Source organism: Oerskovia merdavium, from assembly GCF_014836755.1.
Lineage (GTDB): Bacteria > Actinomycetota > Actinomycetes > Actinomycetales > Cellulomonadaceae > Oerskovia > Oerskovia merdavium.
The window spans coordinates 77827-96254 of the sequence record NZ_JACSQF010000005.1; the positions used below are offsets into that span (position 1 = coordinate 77827).

Annotated in this window: 17 protein-coding genes; 8 read left to right on the forward strand and 9 right to left on the reverse strand. The window is 71.0% G+C overall.

All coding sequences use genetic code 11. The annotated features are described in order from the left end of the window. Positions 1-75: 75 nt before the first annotated feature. Positions 76-711, reverse strand: coding sequence for a TetR/AcrR family transcriptional regulator (locus tag H9641_RS06370; RefSeq protein WP_191802043.1), 636 nt, complete (start codon positions 709-711; stop codon positions 76-78). A gap of 182 nt (positions 712-893) precedes the next feature. On the opposite strand from H9641_RS06370, the gene H9641_RS06375 reads away from it, so the two are divergent. Next, positions 894-1472 (forward strand): hypothetical protein, encoded by a 579-nt coding sequence (locus H9641_RS06375; protein ID WP_191802045.1) that lies wholly within the window; start codon positions 894-896, stop codon positions 1470-1472. A 13-nt stretch (positions 1473-1485) separates the two neighbouring features. Here the strand turns inward: H9641_RS06375 and H9641_RS06380 are convergent, their stop codons facing one another. Continuing rightward, entirely contained in the window at positions 1486-2547 is a 1062-nt protein-coding gene (locus tag H9641_RS06380) for a LacI family DNA-binding transcriptional regulator (protein WP_191802047.1), read from the reverse strand. A 419-nt stretch (positions 2548-2966) separates the two neighbouring features. Between H9641_RS06380 and H9641_RS06385 the strand changes: the two genes are divergently transcribed. The 4 genes from H9641_RS06385 to H9641_RS06400 all read left to right on the forward strand — a co-directional run bounded on the left by H9641_RS06385 (position 2967) and on the right by H9641_RS06400 (position 8200). Next, complete coding sequence (locus H9641_RS06385; RefSeq protein ID WP_318244414.1) at positions 2967-4199, forward strand: ABC transporter substrate-binding protein; 1233 nt, start codon at positions 2967-2969, stop codon at positions 4197-4199. An 85-nt stretch (positions 4200-4284) separates the two neighbouring features. After that, positions 4285-5241, forward strand: coding sequence for a carbohydrate ABC transporter permease (locus H9641_RS06390; protein ID WP_318244415.1), 957 nt, complete (start codon positions 4285-4287; stop codon positions 5239-5241). An 11-nt stretch (positions 5242-5252) separates the two neighbouring features. Next, positions 5253-6185 carry a carbohydrate ABC transporter permease gene (locus H9641_RS06395; protein ID WP_404821924.1) on the forward strand — a complete coding sequence of 311 codons (933 nt, stop codon included), beginning with the start codon at positions 5253-5255 and terminating at the stop codon, positions 6183-6185. Between the two features lie 80 nt (positions 6186-6265). After that, a complete protein-coding gene (locus H9641_RS06400; RefSeq protein WP_191802049.1) occupies positions 6266-8200 on the forward strand; it encodes a glycoside hydrolase family 127 protein in 1935 nt (644 codons plus the stop codon). Between the two features lie 119 nt (positions 8201-8319). Here the strand turns inward: H9641_RS06400 and ispF are convergent, their stop codons facing one another. From ispF to H9641_RS06415, 3 genes are all read right to left on the reverse strand, one after another. Then, positions 8320-8808, reverse strand: coding sequence for a 2-C-methyl-D-erythritol 2,4-cyclodiphosphate synthase (ispF, locus tag H9641_RS06405; RefSeq protein WP_191802051.1), 489 nt, complete (start codon positions 8806-8808; stop codon positions 8320-8322). Beyond that, a complete protein-coding gene (gene ispD, locus H9641_RS06410) occupies positions 8805-9542 on the reverse strand; it encodes a 2-C-methyl-D-erythritol 4-phosphate cytidylyltransferase (protein ID WP_191802053.1) in 738 nt (245 codons plus the stop codon). Before ispD ends, ispF begins: the two co-directional genes overlap by 4 nt. A gap of 190 nt (positions 9543-9732) precedes the next feature. After that, on the reverse strand, positions 9733-10215 hold the full coding sequence (locus tag H9641_RS06415; protein WP_030144079.1) for a CarD family transcriptional regulator: 483 nt from the start codon (positions 10213-10215) through the stop codon (positions 9733-9735). A 377-nt stretch (positions 10216-10592) separates the two neighbouring features. Between H9641_RS06415 and H9641_RS06420 the strand changes: the two genes are divergently transcribed. Continuing rightward, positions 10593-11078 (forward strand): hypothetical protein, encoded by a 486-nt coding sequence (locus tag H9641_RS06420; RefSeq protein ID WP_191802055.1) that lies wholly within the window; start codon positions 10593-10595, stop codon positions 11076-11078. A 223-nt stretch (positions 11079-11301) separates the two neighbouring features. After that, positions 11302-11844, forward strand: a complete 543-nt coding sequence (locus tag H9641_RS06425) for a hypothetical protein (RefSeq protein ID WP_191802057.1) — start codon at positions 11302-11304, stop codon at positions 11842-11844. A gap of 129 nt (positions 11845-11973) precedes the next feature. Here H9641_RS06425 and pstB read toward each other — a convergent pair whose 3' ends face one another. The 4 genes from pstB to pstS form a co-directional block, all read right to left on the reverse strand. Next, entirely contained in the window at positions 11974-12753 is a 780-nt protein-coding gene (pstB, locus tag H9641_RS06430; protein ID WP_191802059.1) for a phosphate ABC transporter ATP-binding protein PstB, read from the reverse strand. A gap of 65 nt (positions 12754-12818) precedes the next feature. Further along, positions 12819-13907 (reverse strand): phosphate ABC transporter permease PstA, encoded by a 1089-nt coding sequence (pstA, locus tag H9641_RS06435; protein ID WP_191802061.1) that lies wholly within the window; start codon positions 13905-13907, stop codon positions 12819-12821. Then, a complete protein-coding gene (gene pstC, locus H9641_RS06440; protein WP_056645239.1) occupies positions 13907-14890 on the reverse strand; it encodes a phosphate ABC transporter permease subunit PstC in 984 nt (327 codons plus the stop codon). Before pstC ends, pstA begins: the two co-directional genes overlap by 1 nt. A 133-nt stretch (positions 14891-15023) precedes the next feature. Next, entirely contained in the window at positions 15024-16112 is a 1089-nt protein-coding gene (pstS, locus tag H9641_RS06445) for a phosphate ABC transporter substrate-binding protein PstS (protein ID WP_191802244.1), read from the reverse strand. A gap of 371 nt (positions 16113-16483) precedes the next feature. Between pstS and H9641_RS06450 the strand changes: the two genes are divergently transcribed. Next, complete coding sequence (locus H9641_RS06450) at positions 16484-18418, forward strand: BCCT family transporter (RefSeq protein WP_318244417.1); 1935 nt, start codon at positions 16484-16486, stop codon at positions 18416-18418. The last annotated feature ends 10 nt before the right edge of the window (positions 18419-18428 follow it).

The window sequence follows — 18428 nt, forward strand, 5'->3', positions numbered from 1 at the left end:
GCGGCGCCGTCGGGCCTGCTGCGGACCGACAGCGACCTGCGGACCGGACGGCGGCCGCCGAGGCTGCTGGGCCCGCTAGGACGCCTCGGCGGGGCCCGCAGCGTCCGCCGCCCCGTCAGGGTGCACCACGAGCGACAGGACGTAGTCCGCGAGCGCGTGGAAGCTGCGGATCGTCGCCTCGTCGTCCTGCTGGACGAGCCACGCGATCTCGATCCCGTCGATGTACCCCGCGACGATGCGCGCCAGGAACGGCGTGTCCATCGAGTAGGTGATGCCCGCGATCTCCGAGAGCTGGTCCAGGATTCCCTGCGTCATGGCCCACGTCTGCTCGAGGTGCGCCCGCGCGACCGGGCGCAGCGCACCGTTGCGCGACCCGGCGGTCGCGAACTCGAACGTCAGCAGCCGCATGTGGCGGCGCGGGGTGAGTCCCTGCCACAGCCCGTCGGCGGCCGCGTGCGCGATCGTGTACAGGTCCTGGGTGGGGTCCAGCGCCATGCGGACCGGGTCCGAGGCGACGAGCGCGACGCTGTGGCCCATGGCCCGGAGCATCGCGTCCTTGTCCTCGAAGCAGTAGTGGACCGTCCCGAGCGAGATCCCGGCCTCGGCCGCGACCCCGCGCACCGTGACGGCCTCCACACCCTCACGGATGGCGATCGACATCGCCGCGTCGACGATCTGTGCGCGGCGCTCCTCGATGGACATGCGGCTCATCGTCGAACTCCTTCGTGACCGACCTCGGTGGTGCGCACGAACGTCGCCCGCTGCTGTCCACCATGCCTTCAATGTCGCATATTCGCATGTGGGAGCCGCGAGGACAGGACGGGCCACGACCTGGACGTGGCAGGCTGGGAGGATCGGTTCCCGTCGGGAACGTCTCGGCCGAAAGGACACCAGTGGCCCGCTCGCACCGCCCGCTCTTCCTCGTCACCGCCTGCGCGCTGCTCGTGCCCCTGTTCGCGGGGTGCGGCGGCACCACGCAGGAAGCGGCGCCGCCCACCGCGACCGCGCACGCGGCCGAGATCACGGACGACGGGGTCTCGGTCACGCTGACCGTCCCCGCGGGCTGGGACCGTGCCGGGCAGGACGCGCCCCTCGTCGTCCGGACGGAGAAGCCGTTCGGCGACCCGGGGTTCACGGCCAACGTGGTCGTCACGACCGAGGCCCCCGGCACCTCGACGCTCGCCGAGCAGACCGCCGCAGCCGCCGACTACCTGGCGCAGACGGACGACTGGACCGTCGACCCGACGCAGCCAGGGCCGATCGAGCTCGCAGGGTTCCCCGCCCACCGGTTCGGCGGCACGCGCTCGGTCGACGGCGTCGAGGTCTCCCAGGTCGAGACGATCGTCGAGGTCGCGACCGGGACGGGGACCGCGTTCGTGTTCGTCACGGAGTCGTACGCGACGCAGGACACCGACGGCGCAGCACAGGCCCGCGCCGTGACCGACAGCCTGGTCGTGACGCCCGCCGGGTGACGGGCTGCCGCGCCTAGGCCCCGAGCGCGCCGACGGGCGAGGTCGATCCGCGCGGCACGAGGCGGCACGGGAGCTTCTCGACGCCCGACGCCCGCTGCCCGTCGATCGCGGCGAACAGTCGTTGTGCGGCGTAGCGTCCCAGGACCTCGAGGTTGTTGTCGACGCTCGTGAGCTCGGGCCTCGCACCGAGCGCGAACTGCTCCCAGTTGTCGAAGCCGATGACCGAGACGTCGCCCGGCACGTCGCGGCCGAGCTCACGGAGGGTGTCGAGCACGCCTCGGGCGATCTGGTCGCTCGCCGCGAAGATCGCGTCGATCGACGGGTCCTTGGCCAGGAGCATGGCCGTGGCGCTCCGCCCCCATCGCTCCGACCACTCCCCGAACAGCACGCCGTCACCCGCGAGCTCGAGGCCCGCGGCCGAGAGCGCCGCTGCCGTGCCGGCCGCCCGGTCCTGGGCTGCGGCGTACGTGGGGTCGCCCGAGACGTGGGCGATGCGGCGACGCCCGCACGCGATCAGGTGCTCGACGGCGACCCGGCCGCCCGCGACGTTGTCGGGGACGATCGAGAGGTCCGCGTCGTCCTGGGACGGCGCGTAGGCGTAGACCACCGGCACGGGGAGCCGCTGCCCCAGGGACTGACGCGGGTCGGTCTGGCGCCCGACGACGATCAGCCCGTCGACACGACGCGAGAGCAGGGCCTGGAGGTGGTACTGCTCGCGGATCGAGTCGCCTCGCGCGTCGCACAGGAAGACCGAGACGCGACCGGCGCCGAACGCGTCCTCGGCTCCCATGAGGATGGGGATGACGAAGCGCCCTTCGAGGTCGCTCGTCAGCAGGCCGACCGTCCCCGTCCTGCCCGCGAGGAGGCCGCGGGCGAGCGCGTTGGGCTGGAACGAGAGCCGCTCGGCGGCCTCCATGACCCGCGTCCTGGTCTCGGCCTTGACCTGGTCGCGCCCGTTGAGCGCCTTGGAGGCCGTCGCCACCGAGACCCCTGCGAGCCGTGCGACGTCGGTCAGCGTGACAGAACGCTTGGCCCTGTCGACCGGCGGGGATCCCCCTTCGTCCTCGCGCACCATCGTCCTGCTCCCTCGAGATGTCCCGGTCCCTGATGGATCCGGAGGTCGTGACGAAACTGTAACCCCCTGAGCGGGTTGACGGCTCCCCGACTCCGCAATAGTCTCAGAAAACCTTTTCGGCATCTTTCGCAAGAGGCGATGTGAGCGCTAACCTGCTCCTAGCGGCCTCATTCAGCGAAAGGATCTCGCCGTAGAGGCCGGTGCATCTCGATCGCCAGATGATCGTGACGCGCTTCCGAAACGGTTTCGTCGCCGTGTGCAGGACCCCTGGACGTGCAGAGCAGCACCCGAACACCCCGCACCACCCTCAACGAAGAGAGCTTGGAGGCTCGAATGAGCACCACACGGAAGTCGATCCGCGCAGTCCGCCCGCTGGCGGCCCTCCTCACGGCCGGCATGCTGGTCACGAGCCTGGCGGCGTGCTCGCCCGCCGAGGACAGCGACAGCGGGGCGGGCGGCGACACGGCCGCGACTCGCCCGAGGGGGTCGACGACGGTACCCAGCTCACGCTGTGGACCCGCGCCCCGATGGAGAAGCAGGCCACCCTCCTGGTCGACGCGTACAACGCGAGCCACGAGAACCAGGTCTCCCTGACCATCACGCCCAACGACGACTACGTCGCCAAGGTGGGCGCGGCGGCAGGCAGCAGCAGCCTCCCCGACCTCTTCGCCGCGGACATCGTCTACGTCCCGAACTGGACCTCCCAGGGCCTGTTCACCGACATCACCGACCGGATCGACGGGCTCCCTTACGCCGACGAGCTCGCGCAGGGCCACATCGACGCCGGGACGTACGAGGACCAGGAGTACGTCCTGCCGTTCGTCCTCGACCTCTCGGTCATGTTCTACAACAAGGACCTCTACCGCGAGGCCGGGCTCGACCCCGAGAAGCCACCGACGACGCTCAAGGAGTACGGCGAGCACGCCAAGGCCATCAGCGCGCTGGGCAAGGACGGCGTGTCCGGCACGTACTTCGGCGGCAACTGCGGCGGGTGCACGCTCTTCACGTGGTTCCCGTCGGTCTGGGCCGGCGGCGACCAGGTCCTGAGCGCGGACGGCACCGAGTCGCTGCTCGCGAGCGACACCGCCAAGGACGTCTACGCGGTCTACAAGGACATGGTCGACTCCGGCGCGATCGGCAACGGCACCAAGGACGAGACCGGCGCGACGTGGACCGGTCCCTTCCAGGAGGGCAAGGTCGGCGTGATGCCGTACCCCGCGACCCTGCTGTCGACCGCGGCCGAGACCGTCGACGTCGGCGTCGCCCCGATCCCCGGACCCGACGGCGGGGAGTCCACGTTCGTGGGCGGTGACGGGATCGGCATCTCCAAGGACTCGAAGAACGAGGCCGCAGCCTGGAACTTCCTCTCGTGGCTCACGAGCGAGGACGCGCAGGTCGAGGTCCTGGCCAAGAACAACGACGTCGTGTCGCGCGCGGACCTGGCCGACAACAAGTACGCGGCCGTCGACCCGCGCCTCGTGACCATCAACGAGGTCGCGGCCAAGGGCAGCACGCCCGTCGCGATCAACTTCCAGCAGGCGTTCAACGCTCCCGACAGCCCGTGGCTGACGCTCGTGCGCGGAGCGGTGTTCGGCGACGCGAAGAGCATCGACGCCGACAACGACGAGATCACGGCCGTCCTCGACCAGTAGCCAGCTCCGTCCACCCAGGACGAGCACCGTGGTGGGTGCGGACCGTCGCCCCCACCACGGTCCACCCGAGTCAGAGAGGACTCCCGTGACCACGCACACCACGGCCCCCGTGAGCACCCCGAGGCCCGCGGCGCGCCCCGCCGGGCGCCGCAGTCGACGCAGCGCCCTGCGAGGCCGGGGAGCCCAGGGCTGGCTCTACGCGATGCCCACCGCCGTCTTCGTCGGCCTCTTCTTCATCGTCCCGATCCTCCTGGTCGTGCAGATGTCGGTCTCCGACTGGCCCCTCCTGGCGGGCAACCGCGGGCCCAACTTCCCCGAGAACTTCCAGGACGTCGTCGCCAACAAGTACTTCTGGCCCTCGATCGTCTTCACGCTGAAGTACACCGTGATCGCGACGGTCCTCCTCCTTGGCCTCGGGCTCGGGATGGCGCTGCTGGTCCAGGAGAGCACCCGGTGGAAGGGGTTCCTGCGCACGGCGTTCCTCGTCCCGAGCGCGCTCGGGCTGGCCTCGGCCTCGCTCCTCTTCTACGCGCTCTACTCCCCGCAGTCCGGCCCGATCAGCCCCTTCCTCGAGAAGCTCGGCCTGGTCGACGAGCCGATCTCGTTCCTCGGCACCCCCACGGCCGCCCTCTGGTCGACCGTCTTCCTCATCGTGTGGCGCTTCGCGGGCTTCTACATGCTCCTGCTCCTCGTGGGCCTGCAGAACATCCCTGGTGAGGTCTACGAGGCGGCGCGCATCGACGGTGCCAAGCCGTTCCAGATCTTCCGGAGCATCACCCTGCCGCTCCTGCGCCCCTCGCTCATGCTCTGCACGATCATGTGCGTCACGGGGTCGCTGCTCGCGTTCGACCAGTTCTACATCCTGACCAAGGGCGGCCCGGACAACAGCACCATCACGGTCGTCCAGCTCATCTACAACATGGCGTTCCAGGGACAGAACGACCTGGGCCGTGCTGCCGCTCTGTCGATCCTCGTGCTCCTGGCCCTGATCGTCATCAACGCCCTGCAGTTCCGCGGCATGCGCCAGACGGACGAGAAGTGAGGACCCCGGACATGCCCACCACGACCGAGACCCCGTCCGCTCCCGTCCCGTCGCCCGCCCCGGCCGCACCCCCTGCGGCTCGGCGCCGTCGGCGGATGGTGGGACGCGCGGCCCCGACCACGACGCTCGGGGGGCTCGCCCTGCGGACCCCGTACTACGTGTTCACGGGCGGCCTCGCCCTGATCTTCCTCTTCCCGCTCATCTGGGCCGGGGTCGCCTCGGTCTCGCCCCAGGCGGGCAGCGCCCAGACCGACGGCTGGGGGTTCGGCAACTACGTGACCCTCGCGGGCTACCAGGCCGGGATCGGGCAGTACCTCCTGAACTCGGTCGTCGTCTCCGGCCTGACGGTCCTGTTCACCCTCGTGACCTCGCTCCTCGGCGGGTACGCGTTCGCCCGCTTCGCGTTCCCCGGCAAGAACATCCTGTTCATGCTGACGCTCGGGATCCTGATGGTGCCCTACGCGACCCTGCTGATCCCGCTGTACGTCCTCCTGAACGCCCTGCACCTGCAGAACTCGCTCCTGGGCCTCGCGCTGGTCCTGACCATGTTCCAGCTCCCGTTCGCGACCTTCATGATGCGGATCTCGTTCGAGTCCGTCCCCACCGAGATGGAGGAGGCCGCCCTGGTCGACGGGTGCACGTCGTTCGGAGCCCTGCGCCGGGTCCTGCTGCCCGCGGTCAAGCCCGGGCTCATCACGGTCGGCCTCTTCGCGTTCCTCGCGGCCTGGAACGACTTCATCGCGCCGCTGATCCTCATCTCCGACTCGTCGAAGCTCCCGCTGCCGCTGGCCGTGGCCAACATGCGTCAGCAGATCATGGGCATCGTCGACTACGGGGCCACCGAGGCGGGCGTGGTCGTCCTGGCACTGCCGTGCGTCGTCCTCTTCCTGCTGCTGCAGCGCCACTACGTCCAGGGCTTCATGTCGGGCGCCCTCAAGGGCTGACCTCCGGTCGTCCCGCGCCGTCCCGCCCCACCCATCACCTCGCCCATCCTCGTGGGCATCGACCTCACCGGAGGAAATCCGTGACCACCACCACCAGCCGGTCGACCGGCGGCCGACCGGTCGTCCCCGTCTCGTCGGTCCTGCGCCCGCTCGGGCTCGACGAAGTCCGGATCACGGGCGGCTTCTGGGCCGACCGTCAGGAGACGAACCGCGTCGCGACCCTGACCCACATCGAGCACTGGCTCGAGAAGGAGGGCTGGCTGGGCAACTTCGACGCCGCGGTCGAGGGTCGCCTTCCCGCAGCCCGCCGGGGCCGCGAGTTCTCCGACTCCGAGGTGTACAAGCTCCTCGAGGCCATGGCCTGGGAGCTGGGCAGGAGGCCCGACGACGAGCTAGACGCCCGGTTCGACGCGATCGTCCGGCGTGTGGCCGCCGTGCAGGAGCCCGACGGCTACCTGTCGACGATGTTCGGACGTCCCGGCCAGGGGGCGCGCTACTCGGACCTCGAGTGGGGGCACGAGCTCTACTGCTACGGCCACCTGATCCAGGCCGCGGTGGCCCGGGCCCGCACGGGAGGCGACCAGCTCCTGGTCGAGGTGGCCCGGCGTGCCGCCGACCACGTGTGCGCGACCTTCGGGCACCAGGGCAACCAGGGGATCTGCGGGCACGCCGAGATCGAGGTCGCGCTCGCCGAGCTGTCCCGCGTCACGGGTGAGCGACGCTACCTCGACCAGGCGGCGCTGTTCGTCGAGCGGCACGGGAACGGCACGCTGCGCGACATCGAGTTCGGTCGCTCCTACTTCCAGGACGACCAGCCCGTCCGGGAGGCGACCGTCTTCCGGGGGCACGCCGTGCGCGCCAACTACCTCGCGGCGGGTGCGCTCGACGTCGCCGCCGACGCGGGTGACCACGACCTCCTGCGCGCGGTCGCGACCCAGTGGGAGAACACCGTCGCTCGGCGCACCTACATCACGGGCGGCCAGGGCTCCCACCACCAGGACGAGGCGTTCGGCGAGGACTTCGTCCTGCCGCCCGACCGTGCGTACGCCGAGACCTGTGCCGGGATCGGCTCGATCATGACGAGCTGGCGCCTCCTGCTCGCCACGGGCGAGGCGCGCTACGCCGACCTGGTCGAGCGCACGCTCTTCAACGTCGTCGCGACGTCACCGGCCCACGACGGCACGTCGTTCTACTACACGAACACCCTGCACCAGCGGGTGCCGGGCGTCGTACCACCGGTCGACGTCGCGAGCGCGCGCGCCTCCTCCTCGCTCCGGGCCCCCTGGTTCGAGGTCTCATGCTGCCCGCCCAACGTCGCACGCACGTTCGCGAGCCTCGCCACGTACTTCGCGACCGTCGACGAGGACGGCCTCCAGGTGCACCAGTACGCCGACGCCGAGATCCGCACGGCTCTGCCGGACGGGACGCCCGTCGAGGTCGACGTGCACACCGACTTCCCCGACTCGGGGGCCGTGACCTTCCGCGTGCTGCGGGACACCGGCCGCGAGCTGTCCCTGCGGGTCCGGGTCCCGGCGTGGTCGGCCTCGGCCAGGCTGTCCTCGGGTGGTGAGACCTGGAGCGTCGAGCCTGGCACGGCCGAGGTCCGGCGGGCCTTCCGGGCGGGCGACGAGGTGCTCCTCGAGCTCGACGTGTCGCCCCGCGTCGTGACGGCCGACGACAGGATCGACGCCGTGCGCGGCTGCGTCGCGGTCGAGCGGGGTCCCGAGGTGCTGTGCGCCGAGTCGCTCGACCAGGCCGTCGACGACGTCGCCGCTCTCGTGGTCGACCCGTCCTCCCCCCTGCGCGAGCAGGGCGGGCACGTGGTCGCGACCGGCTGGAGGTCTGCACCGGTGGACGCCGCGTGGCCCTACCCGGAGAGCCCGGGGGCGGCTCCGGGCGGCACGGGCGACGGCCCCGGCCGAGCGGACGATCCGTTCGACGTCGTCCTGACGCCGTACCACGACTGGGCGAACCGTGGCCCGTCGACCATGCGCATCTGGCTCCCGACAGCCTGACCCGACCCGTCCTGGGCCGTGCGTGCGGGCACCGGGGGTCCTGGCCCCGGACCCGCCCGCACGGCCCAGGACGCACCTCCCTGCGTCCCCGACGACGCAGGCGTCCGCCGCGTCGCGCGTCAGTCCGAGGTCGGGACGACCAGCGCCGTGGCGATCGCGGCCACACCCTCGCCGCGCCCCGTGAGCCCCAGACCGTCGGTCGTGGTCGCCGTGACGGTCACGGGAGCGCCGGCGGCCGCGCTCAGCACGGCCTCCCCCTCGGCACGGCGCGGCCCGAGGCGGGGACGGTTGCCGATCACCTGGACCGCGACGTTCCCGATCTCGAACCCCGCGGCGCGGACACGCCGCGCGGCCTCGGCGAGCAACGACGCCCCGCTCGCCCCGGCCCACTCGGGCGCGCTCGTCCCGAAGTTCGAGCCGAGGTCGCCCAGGCCGGACGCCGAGAAGAGCGCATCGGCGGCCGCGTGCGCCGCGACGTCGGCGTCGGAGTGCCCGGCGAGGCCGCGCTCGCCCGGCCAGTGCAGCCCCGCGAGCCACAGGTCGCGGTCCTGCCCCTCGGGCGCGAACGCGTGCACGTCGGCCCCGATCCCGGTACGCGGCAGGTTCATCGGACCTCCTCCGTGAGGAGCTTCTCGATGTAGTAGAAGTCGCGCGCCGTCGTGACCTTCATCGCGAGCTCGTGTCCCGGCACCACGAAGACCTCCTCGCCGAGCGCCTCGACCAGGCTCGCGTCGTCGGTCGCCGCGGTGGCCTCGGTGCGTGCTCGTGCCGCTCCCGCGGCGTGCGCGCGCACCAGCAGGGCGCGGTCGAACGCCTGAGGAGTCTGGACCGCGCGCAGCAGGGTGCGCTCGGGGGTCGAGGCGACCCGGTCCACCCCGTCCGGGAGAGCTCTCTGAGGGTCCCGGGGTGCGACGAGCTTGATCGTGTCGACGACCGGGAGGCCCGGGATGACCGCCTGGTGCCCCTCGCGCACGGTCTCGACGATGCGTCGGATCATGGCTGCCGGGGCGAGCGGGCGCGCGGCGTCGTGCACGACGACCACGTCGACGTCCGCGCGTGCACGGGACAACCCGGCCGCCACGGAGGACTGGCGCGTGGCGCCACCCGCGACGACCACGACGGGCACGCTCACGTGCGGGTCGTGCTCGAGCACGTCCGACATGGCGGACACGAGCCCGTTCGGTGCCGTGACGACCAGCGCGTCGACCACGCCCGACGCGGTGAGGCGGCGCGCGGCGTGCAGCACGAGGGGCAGTCCACGGAGCGGGACCAGGGCTTTGGGGAGATCGAAACCGAGGCGCGTGCCGGAGCCGGCGGCGGTCAGGATGGCAAGGGTCGTCACAACGTCACGGTAGACGATCTCGGCTTGTGGACCGTCGTCGGCCCGCGGTCGAGACGACCGGTCGGCGCCGAGAGCCCTGAGCGCCCTGTCGAGGAGCTCGTCGCGCCCGCGCGGCCGACCGCCCACAGACGACGACGCACGGGCTGCCAGCAGCCCGTGCGTCGTCGGTGGTACGTGGTGAGTTCGTGGCTCAGGAAGCCAGGACCTCGTCGAGGATGGCCTCAGCCTTGTCCTCCTCGGTGTGCTCGGCCAGGGCCAGCTCCGAGACCAGGATCTGTCGAGCCTTCGCGAGCATGCGCTTCTCCCCGGCCGACAGGCCGCGGTCTGCGTCACGACGCGACAGGTCGCGGACGACCTCTGCCACCTTGATCACGTCACCCGAGGCCAGCTTCTCGAGGTTGGCCTTGTAGCGGCGCGACCAGTTGGTCGGCTCTTCCGTGTATGGTGCGCGAAGAACCTCGAAGACCTTGTCGAGACCTTCCTGGCCGACGACGTCGCGGACGCCCACCAGGTCGACGTTGTCCGCCGGGACCTCGATCGTCAGATCGCCCTGAGCCACCTTCAGCTTCAGGTAGATCTTGTCCTCCCCGCGGATGGTGCGGGTCTTGATCTCTTCGATCTTTGCGGCACCGTGATGTGGGTAGACAACGGTCTCGCCTACTGTGAACGTCATCTGCAGATGTCCCCTTTCGCGGAGGTCGATCTTACCACGGGGGCCCCTGCGATTCCGAGCCCTCGCCTCGCCCGTGGCCCGCGAGAGCCCCGTGATTCCGCTGATCACGCCCGCAGTCCCCTGACGTCCGAGGCCGTTCACGGGCGGTTCACCCGTCCCGTGGGGCCCGGGGCGCACGGATCGCGGCCGACGGGATCGCCTGCCATGGCGCCCCGGGCTGCGACCAGGCCGCTCTGCTCGGGGCGCGCACGTCGTCGCCACGCCGCCCGAGCGGCGCATCCGTCGGAGCGACTAGGCTGTGGTCATGTGCGCCCGGGCGCCGAGCACCGGCCCCACCCGTCGCACACCGAGACTGCCCGCAGCACATTGGAGCGCACGTGACCAGCACCCCGTCCCGCTTGACCACGACTCGGCGATCGCTCGTGCTCGCGATCCCCGCGATCGTGGCCGGCGTCCTCGCCGTGTCGGCCTGCTCGCCCATCACGACGGACATCGCCTACTCGCCGTCCGACGGCGTGCGCATCAACCTCACCGACGAGGTGCGCGGGCTCAACCTGCTCATCATCTCGGCCGCCGAGGGCGAGCCCGGCACGCTGCTGGGCGGCATGGCCAACGACTCCGACGAGCCCGTCGAGATCACGGTCGCCCCTGAGGGCACCGACCCGATCGACATCCCGCTCGAGGCCGGCGAGACCGTCTACCTGAGCGTCGACAACGGCTTCGAGGCCCAGTTCGGCAACATCGACGTGCCGCCGGGCGGCACCATCTCGGTGACCCTCACGTCGAGCACGGGCGAGACCCAGACCGCCGAGGTCCCGGTGCTCAACGGCCTGCTGCCGGAGTACGAGGACTACCTGCCCTGATCCGCGGCTGACGGCCCGGCCTCCGCACGACGGAAGGGTCGGTGCCCGTCCGCGCGACGAGCGGTGCACGACGGCGAGGCGCCCCCAGGAGGGGTGCCTCGCCGTCGTGCTTCCCCCGGGGACGGACCGGAGAAATCACCCTGACGCGTGTCGGCGGCGACCGATAGCATCCCGCCATCGGGATCGGCCGTCGTGGCCTCCCCCTCGTAGAAACGGCACGCCCGTGGCTCTTGCCCGCCTCCGCCCCACGCGATCTCTCGCGGTCGGCGCAGTTCTCCTCACGTCGGTGCTCCTCGTCTCCGGCTGCAGCGCGATCCTCGGCCCGCAAGAGGCCCAGCGCGACGAGCCGAACGGCGAGGTCACCGCGGCCTCCGACGCCGACGTGTTCTCGCTCCAGATCGGCGACTGCGTCAACCAGGTGGCTGCCGACGCGGAGCAGCCGACCGACAGCGACGACTACGAAGAAGTCAGCTCCATGCCCGTCGTCCCGTGCGGCGACCCGCACACCGACGAGCTCTACGCCGAGAAGGAGCTCGAGGCCGGGGACTACCCGGGAGACGAGGCGATCGCCTCGCTGACCGAGGAGTTCTGCCTCGCCGAGTTCGAGGGCTTCGTCGGCCTGAGCTACGAGGAGTCGTCGCTCGACATCTGGCCCATGCTCCCGGTCCAGGTCGGGTGGGAGACTGACGACGACCGCGTGGTCCAGTGCTTCATCACCGCGGGCACCGAGCCGACGACCGGATCCCTCAAGGGCTCCGCGATCTGACCGCTGCCCCACGCACGACGGCGGGGCTCCCCTCCTGGGGGAGCCTCGCCGTCGTGCATCTCGCCCGGGGTGCCGCCCGCGGGCCTCAGGAGGCTGCGCCCCCGACTCCGCGCGCCGGCACCGCACCGATCACCCGAAGCGGCCCGAGATGTAGTCCTCGGTCGCCTGCACCGTCGGCGAGGAGAACATCGTCGCGGTGTCCCCCATCTCGACGAGCTTGCCCGGCTTGCCCGTGCCCGCGATGTTGAAGAACGCCGTGCGGTCGCTCACGCGGGCCGCCTGCTGCATGTTGTGCGTGACGATCACGATCGTGTAGTCGTCCTTGAGCTCGGACATGAGGTCCTCGATCGCGAGGGTCGAGATCGGGTCGAGCGCGGAGCACGGCTCGTCCATGAGGAGCACCTGCGGGCGCACCGCGATCGCACGGGCGATGCACAGGCGCTGCTGCTGACCGCCGGACAGTCCGGAACCCGGACGGTCGAGGCGGTCCTTGACCTCGTTCCAGAGGTTCGCACCCTGCAACGAGGACTCGACCAGGTCGTTCGCGTCCGACTTGGAGATGCGCTTGTTGTTGAGCTTGACCCCCGCGAGGACGTTCTCCTTGATCGACATCGTCGGGAACGGGTTCGGACGCTGGAAGACCATCCCGACCTGGCGACGGACCGCGACCGGGTCGACGTCGGGCGCGTAGAGGTCCTGGCCGTCCATGACGGCCTTGCCCTCGACGTGGGCGCCCGGGATGACCTCGTGCATGCGGTTCAGCGTCCGCAGGAACGTCGACTTCCCGCAGCCCGAGGGGCCGATCAGGGCCGTGACCGAGCGTGGCTCGATCGCCATGGTCACGCCCTCCACGGCGAGGAAGTCCCCGTAGTAGACGTTGAGGTCCGAGACGTCGATTCGCTTGGACATGATGTGCTTCCTTCCGGTGGCCGGTCGCGCGGGGTGCGCGGTCCGGCTCGACTGGTGGGCTCGGCTCAGCGAGCGGTCTTGGGCGAGAACAGGCGGCTGATGAGCCGGGCGATCAGGTTGAGCAGCATGACGATCAGGATCAGGGTCAGGGCCGCGGCCCAGGCCCGGTCGATCCCCACGCCGCCCTGCTCGTACTGGCGGTAGGCGAAGACCGGGAGGGTCGCCATGCGACCGTCGAAGAGGTCCCAGTTGACCTGCGTGATGAGACCGACCGTGAGGAGCAGGGGTGCCGTCTCCCCGATGACGCGGGCGATCGAGAGCATGACGCCCGTGACGATGCCCGCGATCGAGGTCCGCAGGACGACCTTGACGATCGTGAGCCACTTGGGCACGCCCAGGGCGAGCGACGCCTCGCGCAGCTCGTTGGGGACCAGGCGCAGCATCTCCTCGACCGAACGGATCACGACGGGGGTCATGAGCAGCGACAGCGCGACCGCGCCCATGATCCCGGCGCGGTACGCCGGGCCGAAGATCAGCGTGAAGAGCGAGAACGCGAACAGCCCCGCGACGATCGACGGGATGCCCGTCATGACGTCCACGAGGAACGTGATCCAGCGGGCCAGGGCGCCGCGCCCGTACTCGACGAGGTAGATCGCGGTGAGCAGGCCGATCGGGACCGAGATGATCGTCGCGGCCCCCGTGATGAGGAGCGTTCCGACGATCGCGTGCCAGATCCCGCCGCTCGTCATGTCGCCGTAGACGCCGACCATGTCGGTCGACAGGAACGTCGCCCCGAAGAGCTTCGCGCCGCGCGTGACCACGATCCACAGGAGCGAGACCAGCGGGATGAGCGCGAGCAGGAACGCGAACGTGACGAGCGTGGTCGCGAGGCGGTCGGTGGCCCAGCGGGCGCCCTCGACGACGCGCGAGGTGATGGTGAGGCCCAGGGCGTAGAGCACGGCTCCCAGCCCCAGGACGCCCGCGATCGTCGGGGTGCCCGTGACCGCGAGGATGCCGAACGCGACGAGCACGCCGCCCGCGGCGAAGGCCCACGGCGCCCAGCGCGGCAGTCGCTTCTGCGTCGCGACGAGCTGGACGGTGCCCGAGCCGTCCGGGACGCCGGGCGTGGCGGGGGTGAGGTCGGTGACCGTCATCAGTTCGCTCCCGAGAATTCCTTGCGGCGCGCGATGATCCAGCGCGCGATCATGTTGACGACGAACGTGATGACGAACAGCGCGAGGCCCGTCGCGATGAGGGTGCTCACCGCGAGGCCGCTCGCCTCAGGGAACTTCGAGGCGATGTTCGCGGCGATCGTCTGCTGCTGCCCCGGCTTGAGGAGGAACAGCGAGTAGAGGAACCCGGGCGAGATGACCATGAGCACGGCCATGGTCTCGCCGAGCGCGCGGCCGAGGCCCAGCATCGAGGCGCTGATCACGCCCGAGCGGCCGAACGGCAGGACCGCCATGCGGACCATCTCCCAGCGCGTCGCACCGAGGGCCAGGGAGGCCTCCTCGTGGAGCACCGGGGTCTGGAGGAACACCTCGCGCGAGACCGCCGTGATGATCGGCAGGATCATGACCGCGAGGACGATCGAGGCCGACATGATGTTCTTGGCCGGGGCCTGGTAGCCCGCGAACAGCGGGATGAAGCCCAGCGTCCCGCTCAGCCACGTGAAGAACGGGTTGAGGATCGGGAGCAGCCACAGGGCGCCCCACAGGCCGTACACGACGCTCGGGATGGCCGCGAGGAGGTCGATCAGGTAGCCGAGCCCCTGCGCCAGGCGCCGTGGCGCGTAGTGCGAGATGAAGAGCGCGATGCCCACCGAGACCGGGACCGCGATCGCGAGCGCCAGGATCGAGGCGAGCAGCGTCCCGAACACGAGCGGGCCGACGTACGCGAGCAGCGAGTCCGCCTTGAACCAGGAGATCTCCTGGAGCTCCTCGGGGCTGGCCGTCAGCGCGGGCCACGCCTCGATGACGAGGAACACGGCCACCGCGGCGAGGACCACGAGGATGAGGATCCCGGCACCGGTCGACAGGCCGGCGAAGACCCGGCCGGCCAGGCCGCCCTTGGTCGCGGGGACCTGGGGCTCGGACCCGAGCCCGGCTCGGGTGGAGGGAGGAGAGGTGACGGCCACTGATGCTCCGATGACTGAGGTGCGGCGGTGGTAGGACGACGATCCGGGAGTCACGCGCCCGTGGCGGGCCGCATCAGGCTGACAGCCTCGACGCGACCCGCCCCTGGGTGTGTGACCGTGTGCAGTTCTGCGATCAGCTCTTGACGGTGATCGAGTCGAGCGCTGCCTGGACCTCGGTGCGCAGGGCGTCCGAGATCGGGGCGGAGCCGGCGACGGAGGCCTCGGCAGCGCGTGCCTGGCCCTCCTCGCTGGCGACGTAGGTCAGGTACGCCTTGACGTTCGCGGCGTCCTCGGCCTTGTCGTAGGTGTCGCAGGCGATCGAGTAGGAGATGAGGACCAGCGGGTAGGCGCCGGCCTCGGTCGTGGTGCGGTCGATCTCGACGACGAGGCGCTTGTCGGTCGCGTCCTCCGCACGAGGCGAGGCGTCGACGACCTTGGCCGCGGCCTCGGGCGAGAACGGCACGTACTCCTCGCCGACCTTGATCGCGACCGTGCCCAGGTCACCGGCGCGCGAGGCGTCGGCGTACCCGATGGCGCCCTCGGCACCCGTGACGGTGTCGACGACACCCTGGGTGCCCTGACCCGACTGACCGCCGGACAGGGGCCAGTCGCCGCTGGCCTCGTGCGGCCAGGCGCCGTTCGAGGCGGCCGCGAGGTACTCGGTGAAGTTCTCCGTGGTGCCGGACTCGTCCGAGCGGTTCACGGGGATGATCGCGGTCGCGGGGAGCTCGACGCCCTCGTTCTCCGCGGCGATCGCCGGGTCGTTCCAGGTCGTGATCTCGCGGTTGAAGATCTTCGCGAGCGTCTCGGCCGAGAGCTGGAGGTGCTCGGTGTCGACACCGGGCAGGTTGTAGATCACGGCGATGGGGCTGATGTAGAGCGGGACCTCGATCGCCTCGCCGCCGAAGCAGCGGTCGGTCGCGGTCGCGAGCTCGTCCTCCTTGAGGGCGGCGTCGGAGCCGGCGAACTGCGTGGCGCCGGACAGGAACTGCTCGCGGCCTCCGCCGGAGCCGACCGCGTCGTAGCTGACGGTCACGCCGGGGGCGATGTCGCCGAAGCCGGCGATCCAGCCGGCCACGGCCTTCTCCTGGGACGAGGCGCCGGCACCGGCGAGCGTGCCCGTGAGGTCCTCGGTCGAGCCGCTCGCTGCGCCATCAGTGGTGGCGTCGCCACCGGAGTCGGTGCTGTTCGAGCCGCACGCTGCCAACGTCAACGCGAGCATGCCGACGGCTGCTGCGGAACCTGCGCGGGTGAATCGGCTGAGCTTCACTCTCTTCTTCCATCCTGTTCAACGCGGGGGCGGCACCAGCGAGCGCCGGTGACAACAACGACGCTAAGCAGCCCGGGTGACGCGCTCCGGTTGTCCGGGTGAACGACAGATGAACAGTGCACAGACTCTTGCGGCCTGTGGATAAACCACTGTGACGGGGTCGCCGCGGCCCCCTCCCGGGGGCCAGCGGTTGCCTCATCCAGGCAGGTCGGGAACGCTGGCAGGAACAGGTCGTCGAGCAGACCGAGCCGGACCTGCACGTCGTCGGCCCCTCGCTCACGGGCACCGCACGACCCGCACGGACGAACGTCAGGAGACCTCGCGTGAGCGACGACGGCACGAGCGACCACCCCACCAGCGATGCGAGCGAGGACGGGACCGCGCCGGCGGGCGACAGCGCCGCCTCCCCCGCTCCCGCCCCGGCGTCGGGCACCGAGGCCGGGGCCGGGGCCGCCGCGGCCCTCCCCGTGCCGCCCGGGCGCATGTACCCCCGCGTCTTCTACCCTGCGGCCGGCCTGATCCTGCTGTTCGTCCTGCTCGCGATGGTGTTCACGGACGGGACCACGGCGGTCCTGGGCACGCTCCAGGCCGACGTGATCGGAGCGTTCGGCTGGTACTACGTGCTGATCGTGGCCGGGTTCGTCATCTTCGCGCTGTGGATGGGCCTGAGCCGCTTCGGCGACATCGTCCTCGGCAAGGACGACGAGACCCCGCTGTTCCGGCTGCCCGTGTGGTTCGCGATGCTGTTCGCGACCGGCATGGGGATCGGGCTCGTCTACTGGGGAGCGGCCGAGCCGCTGACGCACTACGCGTCGCCCAAGCCGGGCGTCACGGGCGACCCGGCGGCCCTCGCGCAGGCCGCGATGGGGCAGAGCTACCTTCACTGGGGCGTGCACGCCTGGGCGATCTACGTCGTCGCGGGCCTCGCGCTCGCCTACGCGATCCACCGCAAGGGGCGGCCCGTCTCGATCCGGTGGGCCCTCGAACCCCTGCTCGGCGACCGGGTCAAGGGCCGCCTCGGCGACGTGGTCGACGTCGTCGCGGTGCTGGGCACGGTGTTCGGTGTCGCGACCTCGCTGGGCTTCGGTGTGCTGCAGATCGGGGCCGGGCTCGGCTTCCTGAACGTCGCCGAGCCGGGCCTGGCGCTCCAGATCGGCCTGATCATCGGGATCACGGCCGTCGCGACCCTCTCGGTCGCCTCGGGCCTGGGGCGCGGCATGAAATGGCTCTCCAACGGGAACATGGTCCTGGCCGGCGTCCTGGCCCTCACGGTGCTCGTGGTGGGCCCCACGCTGTTCCTCCTGCGCGACTACGTGCAGTCCATGGGGTACTACCTCCAGAACGTCATCCGCCTGACGTTCGACACCACGGCCTTCCAGGGCGACGCCGGGCTCGAGTGGCAGTCGTCGTGGACCATCTTCTACTGGGGCTGGTGGATCTCGTGGGCCCCGTTCGTGGGCGTCTTCATCGCGCGCATCTCGCGCGGGCGCACCATCCGCGAGTTCGTCATGGGCACGCTCCTGGTCCCCACGCTCGTGACGTTCCTGTGGTTCTCGATCTTCGGCGGCTCGGCGCTCTACCGGCAGATCTTCGGCGACGGCGGGCTCATAGGCGCCGACGGGAGCGTCGACACCGACACCGTGCTGTTCCAGCTCCTGGGCGACCTGCCGGGCGGCCCGGTCCTCACGGTGCTCGCGATCGTGCTCATCGGGGTGTTCTTCGTGACGTCGGCCGACTCGGGCTCGTTCGTCGTCGGGATGCTGACCTCGGGTGGCGACCCGCACCCCGCGGTCTGGAACCGCATCCTGTGGGCCGTGCTGTCGGGCCTCCTCGCGATGGCCCTCCTGATCTCGGGTGGGCTCACCGCTCTGCAGACGGCCGCGATCCTCATCGCCCTGCCGTTCTCGGTCGTCATGATCGGCATGGCCCTGTCGACCGTGATCGCGCTGCGTGAGGAGCACAGCGCGATCCTGCGCGCCGAACGGGCCCAGGCCCGCCTGGTCCTCACCCAGCACGTCACGCGCCGCGTGACCGAGACCATCTCCGAGCAGTGGGACGAGCTCTACGGCAGCGACGTCCCCCAGGCGCCCAGGCCTGCCGCGGAGCGGCGAGGACCCGAACGACGCGGTGCCCTGCGCGGGCGCCCGAGGCGCCGCCCCGGCGGCGACCAGCCGAGCGGCCCCGGCACGTCCGGTAGCCCCGTCACGTCCGGTAGCCCCGGCGGAACCGGTGACCCCGGCGGGACCAGCGGCGGCTGAGCGGCGTGTC

What these genes read in the sequence shown, in the direction of transcription:
- H9641_RS06370 (WP_191802043.1), bottom strand. Translation starts at nt 711, where the DNA reads ATGAGCCGCATGTCCATCGAGGAGCGCCGCGCACAGATCGTCGACGCG.
- H9641_RS06380 (WP_191802047.1), bottom strand. Translation starts at nt 2,547, where the DNA reads ATGGTGCGCGAGGACGAAGGGGGATCCCCGCCGGTCGACAGGGCCAAG.
- H9641_RS06395 (WP_404821924.1), top strand. Translation starts at nt 5,253, where the DNA reads ATGCCCACCACGACCGAGACCCCGTCCGCTCCCGTCCCGTCGCCCGCC.
- ispF (WP_191802051.1), bottom strand. Translation starts at nt 8,808, where the DNA reads ATGAACCTGCCGCGTACCGGGATCGGGGCCGACGTGCACGCGTTCGCG.
- H9641_RS06415 (WP_030144079.1), bottom strand. Translation starts at nt 10,215, where the DNA reads ATGACGTTCACAGTAGGCGAGACCGTTGTCTACCCACATCACGGTGCC.
- pstB (WP_191802059.1), bottom strand. Translation starts at nt 12,753, where the DNA reads ATGTCCAAGCGAATCGACGTCTCGGACCTCAACGTCTACTACGGGGAC.
- pstA (WP_191802061.1), bottom strand. Translation starts at nt 13,907, where the DNA reads ATGACGGTCACCGACCTCACCCCCGCCACGCCCGGCGTCCCGGACGGC.
- pstS (WP_191802244.1), bottom strand. Translation starts at nt 16,112, where the DNA reads ATGCTCGCGTTGACGTTGGCAGCGTGCGGCTCGAACAGCACCGACTCC.